The sequence below is a fragment of the Dolichospermum compactum NIES-806 genome (assembly GCF_002368115.1).
Lineage (GTDB): Bacteria > Cyanobacteriota > Cyanobacteriia > Cyanobacteriales > Nostocaceae > Dolichospermum > Dolichospermum compactum.
The window spans coordinates 1198352-1207051 of record NZ_AP018316.1 but is presented as its reverse complement, the minus strand read 5'-3'; the positions used below and the strand labels follow the sequence as shown (position 1 = coordinate 1207051).

Sequence of the window (8700 nt, the reverse complement as noted above, 5' to 3'; positions counted from 1 at the left end):
ACCCTGGCTAGTGGGAGTTATGACAACACTATCAAACTATGGAATGTAAACACAGGAAACCTACTGCAAACCCTCACTGGTCATTCTAGATCGGTTAATTCAGTAGCATACAGCCCCGATGGTCAAACCCTGGCTAGTGGGAGTAGGGACAGCACTATCAAACTATGGGATGTAAACACGGGAAACCTACTGCAAACCCTCACTGGTCATTCTAGCTGGGTTAATTCAGTAGCATACAGCCCCGATGGTCAAACTCTGGCTAGTGGGAGTTATGACAACACTATCAAGATTTGGCAGGTTGCAGCATCTATTAGTAAAGCACCAGTTCAGCAAAATCGATCTCAGGTTTCACAAACGCCAGTTTCTACACCTCAGAGTCAACCTGTCACAATTCCAGCGCCTCAAACAACGATTCCTGTTTTATGGAAACTATTAATAGCTGCGATATTAGGACTTATAGGAACTCAAATCTATGGCTATGCACGTTATGGCGTGTTTCCAGTCAATCCCATATCTATAATTGCAAATTTACCTATTGGTTTCTCTTTAGAAAAAACCCTTGAAGGTCATTCTGAGAGGGTTTGGTCAGTAGCATACAGCCCCGATGGTCAAACCCTGGCTAGTGGGAGTGAGGACAACACTATCAAACTGTGGGATGTAAACACGGGAAACCTACTGCAAACCCTCAAAGGTCATTCTGAGAGGGTTTGGTCAGTAGCATACAGCCCCGATGGTCAAACCCTGGCTAGTGGGAGTAATGACAAGACTATCAAACTGTGGGATGTAAAAACGGGAAACCTATTGCAAACTTTGACTGCTCATTCTAACTCGGTTCTTTCAGTAGCATACAGCCCCGATGGTCAAACCCTGGCTAGTGGGAGTGAGGACGACACTATCAAACTGTGGGATGTAAAAACGGGAAAGCTACTGCAAACCCTCACTGGTCATTCTGACTTGGTTTGGTCAATAGCATACAGCCCCGATGGTCAAACTCTGGCTAGTGGGAGTGAGGACGACACTATCAAACTGTGGGATGTAAAAACGGGAAAGCTACTGCAAACTTTTACTGCTCATACTAGCTCGGTTCTTTCAGTAGCATACAGCCCCGATGGTCAAACTCTGGCTAGTGGGAGTGAGGACGACACTATCAAACTGTGGGATGTAAAAACGGGAAAGCTACTGCAAACCCTCACTGGTCATTCTGACTTGGTTTGGTCAATAGCATACAGCCCCGATGGTCAAACTCTGGCTAGTGGGAGTGAGGACGACACTATCAAACTGTGGGATGTAAAAACGGGAAAGCTACTGCAAACTTTTACTGCTCATACTAGCTCGGTTCTTTCAGTAGCATACAGCCCCGATGGTCAAACTCTGGCTAGTGGGAGTAGTGACAAAACTATCAAGATTTGGCGGTTAAAGTAGTCATTGATAAGGTTTTATTAGCAATGGTCTATTTTATCATCTTGTAAATCCTGTAATCCTGTACTTCGACTTCGCTCAGTAACCGTGCATCCTGATTCAGACAATTTTACTAACCTATTTCCTCACCATAAATCTATGAATCATAAAGTTTTTTATCTTGATGGTAAAAAAATCAATAGCATTCACTATTTGGAGATTTTTTGTGGTGGTTGTCTGAATCAGGATTACCAGGATTTAAGGATGTACAGGATTTGATTGACTTTTTACCTGATAAAGATAAATATAATATTCCATCATTCCCAACCCGCATTTCTCACAAACAATGCGATCGCAATCTATATAATCCTTATAGAGCAACGGTTTCGGTCATTTTTCACGAGGTTGTTTTTGATGCAGTGTAAAAACCCATAATCCAGATTATATAAGGGTTTGAGGATTTTGGTGAGAAATCCGGGCCAATAGTCGGTTTAAACCGACTTGAGCTTTTAGACAGGGAATTAATTCCCTGGCTTATGGCTATTTGGAGATTTTTTGTGGTGGTTGTCTGAATCAGGATTACCAGGATTTCAGGATGTACAGGATTGTTATTTATAGGTTTTCTGTGAATAGTTAATGATGATAATTTATGACAGGACTTACGCAACTGGCACAGCGATCGCTAATTATTAGTATATGTGTACTGCAATAATGAAGATGTTATTGAATCAGACTGATTGAGAATTGTTAATAGTAATAGATTAAATAAATGACGGGTATTAATTTTATGAGAGAATGATGATAGGGTGCATTAAGAAATTAATTAACGATGAAATTTACTAAACTTAATTACTGCCAGTATTTACTTAGCAGTCAAATCAACTACACAATGACTAATCTAGCAGAACATTTAGACAATATTAATAACATAATACTTAAAAATAGTTAAAATTATCATCTACATAATTTTAAGATTTATATAATTTTATTAGCGATCGCCCATTTTATATTTTATCATCCTGTAAATCCTTTAATCCTGGACATCCTGATTCAGACAATTTTGCTAACCTATTTCCTCACCATAAATCTATGAATCATAAATTTTTTTATCTTGATGGTAAAAAAATCAATAGCAAACAAACATTTTTAAATCAAGCTGCTGAAGCAATGGAAATTCCTACATACTTCGGACATAACTGGGATGCTTTTGATGAATGTATCACCGATTTAACATGGTGTCCGGCGCAAAGATATGTAGAGTCAGATCCCCGACTTCTTTAATAAGTCGGGGATCTTGTTGTTCATATTCCTCTCAATTTTTTAGTTATTAACAAATAGGTAAAGTTACATTTTCACTATTTGGAGATTGTTGGTTGTGGTTGTCAGAATCAGGATAACCAGGATTTTAGGATGTACAGGATTTGATTGACTTTTTACCTGATGAAGATAAATATAATATTCCATCATTCCCAATATCGGTTTAAACCGACTTTAGCTTTTAGACAGGGAATTTATTCCCTGGCTTCCTATTTGGAGATTATTTGTTGTGGTTGTCTGAATTAGGATAACCAGGATTTAAGGATGTACAGGATTGTTATTTATAGATTTTCTGTGAATATTTAATGATTATAAATTATGGTTCAGAGAAAAATATATTTTCTATCATTCACAAAAACCTATATTTTCTAAAAAACATCCTGTTAATCTTCTAATCCTGGATATCCTGATATGGCTTGCGCCACGCTACGCTATCAGACAAATAATAAAATTTATTCCCCGGCTTCCTCAATTCATGGTATTTTTACCCTGATTATAGTTTTCCGTATTTTTTCTAATCTGGCTAAAAATATCCTGCATCATGACTAATAATGACATTCACTGTCAACTAAATGATATAGCCGAACAATTTCATATTTTTGAATGTGTTCCTTGTGCTATAGCTTTGCGTCAATTCCTAATTAATCAAAAAATACCTGGTAGAAAAATTAACTTGTTTACAGGGAGTACAGAAGACCCATTCTGTAATATCTACCATGAAGTTTTACAACAAAATATCTCCATTAACGGTAGACATTATGCTATTGCAGTAGAAATTGATGGACAAGAACTAATTTTTGACAACATTCACCCCGAAGGAGTTTCTAGGGTAAACTGGATAAATAACTTATATTGCGTTATACAAGATTTAGGTGGAGAATTTCAAATTACTGAAACAGAATTTTAACCAGAGGAATATTATGTTAGATTTATACGATTTAATCCGCAATATTCAAAAACGTCCAGCTATGTATTTAGGAAAAACAACCATCGCTAATCTTCGCACTTTTATCGCTGGTTACAGTTTTGCACGTCGTCAAATGCAAATACCTCAAACTTCTCAAGAACAAGAATTTTCAAATTTTCAACCTTGGATACAACAAAAATATAATGTTGCTTATAATCAAACATGGGATCAGATAATTTTATTTTTCTCTAAAGATGAAAATACTGCTTTTGAGGATTTTTTTAAATTATTTGATGAATTTACACAAACAGATTCTATTTCTAAACAGCAAGAGAATGTAAAAGTAAGTTCAGCCACTATAGTGTAATCGTTATACTTTTGAGAAATAAGGGACAAAACAATGAATCAAAATAATTTATTGGCAACCTTGCAAGAAAATCGCTTAATGCAAACAGAAGAACAAGTTACAAATTTTGAAAATGCCAGGACTTACGCAACTGGCACAGCGATCGCTAATTATTAGTATATGTGTACTGCAATAATGAAGATGTTATTGAATCAGACTGATTGAGAATTGTTAATAGTAATAGATTAAATAAATGACGGGTATTAATTTTATGAGAGAATGATGATAGGGTGCATTAAGAAATTAATTAACGATGAAATTTACTAAACTTAATTACTGCCAGTATTTACTTAGCAGTCAAATCAACTACACAATGACTAATCTAGCAGAACATTTAGACAATATTAGTCACGATAAAATTAATTATTATTTAAAAAATGAGAAATTGACTCCTCGGTTACTTTGGGATAATGTGAAAGATATAATTGTCCGGGACGAGAATGCTTATATTATATTTGATGACACAGTTTTAAACAAAAGATTTTCAGAAAAGATTGAAATAGTGCGAAGGCAATATAGTGGAAATGAGCATGGCATCGTCAAAGGAATTGGAATAGTCAATTGTATATATGTTAATCCTAAAACTCTCAAATTTTGGGTAATAGATTATCGTATTTTTAACCCTGACAATGATGGTTTAAGTAAAGTTGACCATGTGAAAAATATGTTGCAAGGGCTTGTATATCAAAAGGTTCTGCCATTTGATACAGTTTTAATGGATACTTGGTATGCAGTTAACAATTTAATGCTTTATATTGATAGTCTAGATAAAGTTTATTATTGTCCTTTAAAGATTAATCGTTTGGTTGATGATAGTTTTGGCAAAGAAAAATATAAAAATATTGAATCATTGTCATGGAGTGAAGATGAGTTAGAATGTGGTAAAATTATCAAGATAAAAGCATTCCCCTCCGAGAAAAAAGTGAAGCTATTCCGGGTTACTATCTCTACCGATAGAACGGACTATATCGCAACTAATGATATATCTCAAAGTTCTATGGATGTTACACAACAGGTGTGTAAAATCCGTTGGAAAATAGAAGAGTTTCACAGGGAGATAAAACAATTAACTGGCATTGAATCATGTCAGTGTCGCAAAGGTCGTCTTCAAAGAAATCATATAGCTTGTGCTATGTTGGTTTGGCTAAGACTAAAAAACTTAGCTTACAACACAGGTCAAACTATTTATCAAATTAAGCATAATTTGCTTTCTAATTATTTAATAGGACAACTAAAACGTCCAGATATTGCTATGTCAATGGTTTAGTCTTTAGGCGCTCGGTGCAGCGTAGCCGCACCATCGCTTGTGCCAGTTGCGTAAGTCCTAAATGTATGATATGGTCATGTTACTTTTAGAGTTAGAGTTTTCTCTGTTCTCTATTAGCGGCATATACTGGGATTTTTTCGGCACATTATTTCAATCTCATGTTTTTAAACATGAGTTTTTCCAGTTGCCCGTTCCCTGTTCCATCTGAATTTTTACCTAAAAAATCAACATGAAAGTTTTTACCCCCCCCATAATCGCTAAAACCCTTGCTCTGACTAGCTTTGCCTCTTTATCTTTCATGGTGGCTGCTCCTGCCCAAGCGATTACTTTTTCGGGAAACACAACGGGTGCTCCTACGTGGAATCGCCCAGTTGAGAATGCAACCAATCCCCCTAATTCTTTATCAGTTGGAAGTACTGCCGTCCCCTATCAAGTGCAAAATTTCTTTGTGGGTACTACTGGGGCTTACAATTTTCTTAGTACAGCCACTTTCGATAACTACACCTTTATCTATAAGAATAGCTTTAGTGCTGCTAGTCCCTTAACTAATGCTATTATCGGTAACGATGATTTTCCTGATGGCAATAATTCTGGCTTTAATGGGGTTAACCTGACGGCAGATACTCAGTATTATTTCGTGAATACGGGATTCAATAACAGTGATTTCGGTGCTTACAATTCTAGCATTACCGGGGTTGGGAATGTCACTCTGGGAGATGTGGCTGCTGTGCCTTGGGAAACCGACGCTCTTCCTGTGGTGGGTAGTACGGTGCTTTTTGGTGCGGGTATGTGGGCTAAACGCAAATTTGCTCAAAAAAAGATCGGGATTGAAAACGCTTAAATTGTTTTATTGTTGATAAATAGTCAGAACCCACTTAGAGGTTGTTTGAAAAGTATCAGATGAAACCCATAATTTCCAAAAACCTAACCCCCCTGCCCCCCTTCCCTACCAGGGAATGGGGTTTTCAAAGCCTCTCCCCTTGCAGGGGAGAGGTTTGGAGAGGGGTCAGTCTATACATTCAAAACTTTTCAAACATCCTCTTAATGAGTGGGTTTTTTATTCTGGTTTTAATTTTATGTCAATTTTGATAACTGCTAGATAAATCATGAATTTGAGGATAGAAAGGCAACTCCTTTTATTGGTAAATTCACTCTAGATTTTTATAACCCAATTGTTTTATATTGGATGGGCGGGTTGTGTCTAGAACGAAATAACCCCAACCCCAACCCCTCCCCGCAAGCGAGGAGGGCGGTATGATGTGTTTTATTTAAGTGCATACGATGGTAAGAAATTGGGGAATTTGTATCAACTCGAAAACTGCGTAAATCGGCTTAGTTAATAACCCTAATATATGGGTGATCATAACTCCATTCCCCAGGCAAATTTATGACTTCTAGTATTACAGATTCATTTGTGAAAGCTGCTATTGCGTCCATATCTTCAGAGTCAGCAACAACAGCCGAAAAAATCCAAATGCTGATAGAAATAGCACAAGGTTTTCAGAAAAAGCCGAAAACAGCCCAAGATCTACACAATGCAATTGGGCTATTTGACCGCGCTTATCAAATGTGTGGGGAGGAGTATCTTTTACTAAAAGCACGGGCTAAGGTGGGCATGGCAGGGACGTTACAGATGATCCCTGACGGGGGTTCCCAATTTTTGCAACAAGCGCGAGCAGATTATCAGGAAGCTTTGCCAATTTTACAACAATTTGCCCCAGCGGCAGAAGTAGCAGAAGTGCAGATGAATTTGGGGTTAGTTTTGCAATCTCTTGTTCCCTATAATTTAGCGCGGATAACTGAGAGTATTCATGCTTATCATGAGGCTTTGCGGGTGTTTACTTGGGAAGATTACCCCCAAGAATATGCGATTTTGTATAATAACATAGCGATCGCCTATCTTTCCATGCCCATGTCATCGGCACAAGAATCTTTACGTCAAGGTTTAGCAGTCCAATCCTTTGAAATCGCCCTCAAGCATATTAACATAATTGACCATCCTAGAGAATATGCAATGTTGCAAAATAATTTAGGAAATGCCTTACAATATCTAGTAAGTTCCCATCCTGTAGAAAATAATTTACGCGCTGTCTTAGCCTATGATGAAGCTTTAAAAGTGCGTAATCTTCAAGATACACCGTTAGAATATGCTAATACAATTTCTAACAAAGCTAACCTCCTCTTCAACTTACCCGACAACCTCGAAAAACCAGAATTAGGGAATCCCCAAAATCTCTTAAAAGCAGAAGCATACTATCAAGAAGCTTGGCGAATATTTACAGAACATAAGCAATTAGAACAAGCCGAAATAGTAGCCAAAGCCCTACAAGATTTAACCGCAGAAATCCAGGCATTTGCCATCAATTAACCCCAAAATAGGAGAATGACTATGTTTGATTTAGTTAATGATCCAGGATTTGTCAAATTTTTGCATAGTTTAAATACAGAATTAAATCTCACCACAGGATTTAGTTGGTTAATCATCGCCGCAATTTTATCAATGATTGGTGGTGCAATTGGCGGAATTATCCTTGCAGGTAAAGATATAGGATATCAATTTGCAGCCACAATTGGTAGTTTATTTGCACCAGCAGGAGTAATTCCTGCGGTAATTTTAGGATTATTTATCCTGAATTTATTAGCCAATCATTAGGAGCATATATGTTAGAATTAAGTTGGTTTTCTGTTAAGTTATTTCTCAAGGGTAAACTATTCCGTGACCCTATATATTTTCTGCGTCAAACTATTATTGCTAGTGGTATTGGCACGGTTATATTAGTATTATTAGCACAAGCATCAATTCCCCTCTGTATTCCCATTACTGTAGCTAGTTTAACGACAGGCGCAATTATGCCCTTTCTCTTGCAAGATTTTAAAATGAAATGAGGTTTTAACAATCTCTCTAAATAAATCCGTAGGGGCGCAGTGCCTGCGCCTTAAACTAATTTCAAAATAACCAATTAACCCCAGATAAACCCATAAAAATAATGAATAATCTTGAAGAATTGATTACAGATATCAATCGGTTTGAAGCGATTATTGCTAACTGGGATGAAAGTCAACGTTGTGTAGCATTAGGGTTACAAAGAGCAATTGAATCTCTACATAAAGCAGCACTAACTAATTTAATTAAAAGTCTTAAACAAGAAAATATATCAGCCTTACGTCATGCTGTAGATGATGAAATTGTTTATGCAGTTTTGTTATATCACGATTTAGTTAAACAGCCATTATCAGAACGTATCAAAACAGCATTAGCAGAAATTAGTCCCAGCTTACAAAGTCCACCTCAGAATGAATTCTGATAGCCTGCGTGGCAAAGCCATGGCTAATATCAAAAGTAAGCTAAAGCTGACTAAAGATAAAATTTTGGGGGAGAATCATAAAAATGTAGCCGGCTTGAGC

11 protein-coding genes and 1 pseudogene are annotated in these 8700 nt (G+C 36.9%); all 12 read left to right on the top strand.

Going from position 1 to position 8700, the window contains the following annotated elements; genetic code table 11:
- On the top strand, positions 1–1422 hold a 1422-nt coding region (locus tag CA730_RS05815; protein ID WP_407919768.1), incomplete at its 5' end, for a WD40 repeat domain-containing protein.
- A 200-nt stretch (positions 1423–1622) separates the two neighbouring features.
- Positions 1623–1823 (top strand): hypothetical protein, encoded by a 201-nt coding sequence (locus CA730_RS24140; protein ID WP_157749919.1) that lies wholly within the window; start codon positions 1623–1625, stop codon positions 1821–1823.
- A 664-nt stretch (positions 1824–2487) separates the two neighbouring features.
- The gene (locus CA730_RS05810; RefSeq protein WP_096665092.1) at positions 2488–2679 is read left to right on the top strand and encodes a barstar family protein; all 192 of its coding nucleotides are present in this window, start codon (positions 2488–2490) and stop codon (positions 2677–2679) included.
- 577 nt (positions 2680–3256) lie between these two features.
- A complete protein-coding gene (locus CA730_RS05805; RefSeq protein WP_096665089.1) occupies positions 3257–3622 on the top strand; it encodes a papain fold toxin domain-containing protein in 366 nt (121 codons plus the stop codon).
- A gap of 13 nt (positions 3623–3635) precedes the next feature.
- The gene (locus CA730_RS05800) at positions 3636–3989 is read left to right on the top strand and encodes a hypothetical protein (protein ID WP_096665086.1); all 354 of its coding nucleotides are present in this window, start codon (positions 3636–3638) and stop codon (positions 3987–3989) included.
- 33 nt (positions 3990–4022) lie between these two features.
- Positions 4023–4145, top strand: a complete 123-nt coding sequence (locus CA730_RS25970; RefSeq protein WP_269076502.1) for a hypothetical protein — start codon at positions 4023–4025, stop codon at positions 4143–4145.
- 136 nt (positions 4146–4281) lie between these two features.
- Positions 4282–5295, top strand: coding sequence for an IS701 family transposase (locus CA730_RS05795; RefSeq protein ID WP_096665083.1), 1014 nt, complete (start codon positions 4282–4284; stop codon positions 5293–5295).
- A gap of 229 nt (positions 5296–5524) precedes the next feature.
- Positions 5525–6136 (top strand): hypothetical protein, encoded by a 612-nt coding sequence (locus tag CA730_RS05790; protein WP_096665080.1) that lies wholly within the window; start codon positions 5525–5527, stop codon positions 6134–6136.
- Between the two features lie 546 nt (positions 6137–6682).
- Positions 6683–7663, top strand: coding sequence for a hypothetical protein (locus tag CA730_RS05785; protein ID WP_096665077.1), 981 nt, complete (start codon positions 6683–6685; stop codon positions 7661–7663).
- Positions 7664–7684: 21 nt separating this feature from the next.
- Positions 7685–7948, top strand: a complete 264-nt coding sequence (locus tag CA730_RS05780; protein WP_096671312.1) for a hypothetical protein — start codon at positions 7685–7687, stop codon at positions 7946–7948.
- Positions 7949–7956: 8 nt separating this feature from the next.
- Positions 7957–8181, top strand: a complete 225-nt coding sequence (locus tag CA730_RS05775) for a hypothetical protein (RefSeq protein ID WP_096665074.1) — start codon at positions 7957–7959, stop codon at positions 8179–8181.
- A gap of 101 nt (positions 8182–8282) precedes the next feature.
- A pseudogene (locus tag CA730_RS05770) lies at positions 8283–8579 on the top strand (NifU family protein); the annotation flags it as partial.
- Positions 8580–8700 lie beyond the last annotated feature (121 nt).

Excerpts from the sequence above, each read along its gene's own strand:
- CA730_RS25970 (WP_269076502.1), top strand. The coding sequence starts at position 4,023 with ATGAATCAAAATAATTTATTGGCAACCTTGCAAGAAAATCGCTTAATG.
- CA730_RS05785 (WP_096665077.1), top strand. The coding sequence starts at position 6,683 with ATGACTTCTAGTATTACAGATTCATTTGTGAAAGCTGCTATTGCGTCC.
- CA730_RS05775 (WP_096665074.1), top strand. The coding sequence starts at position 7,957 with ATGTTAGAATTAAGTTGGTTTTCTGTTAAGTTATTTCTCAAGGGTAAA.
- CA730_RS05790 (WP_096665080.1), top strand. The coding sequence starts at position 5,525 with ATGAAAGTTTTTACCCCCCCCATAATCGCTAAAACCCTTGCTCTGACT.
- CA730_RS05780 (WP_096671312.1), top strand. The coding sequence starts at position 7,685 with ATGTTTGATTTAGTTAATGATCCAGGATTTGTCAAATTTTTGCATAGT.
- CA730_RS05795 (WP_096665083.1), top strand. The coding sequence starts at position 4,282 with ATGAAATTTACTAAACTTAATTACTGCCAGTATTTACTTAGCAGTCAA.
- CA730_RS05800 (WP_096665086.1), top strand. The coding sequence starts at position 3,636 with ATGTTAGATTTATACGATTTAATCCGCAATATTCAAAAACGTCCAGCT.
- CA730_RS05810 (WP_096665092.1), top strand. The coding sequence starts at position 2,488 with ATGAATCATAAATTTTTTTATCTTGATGGTAAAAAAATCAATAGCAAA.
- CA730_RS05805 (WP_096665089.1), top strand. The coding sequence starts at position 3,257 with ATGACTAATAATGACATTCACTGTCAACTAAATGATATAGCCGAACAA.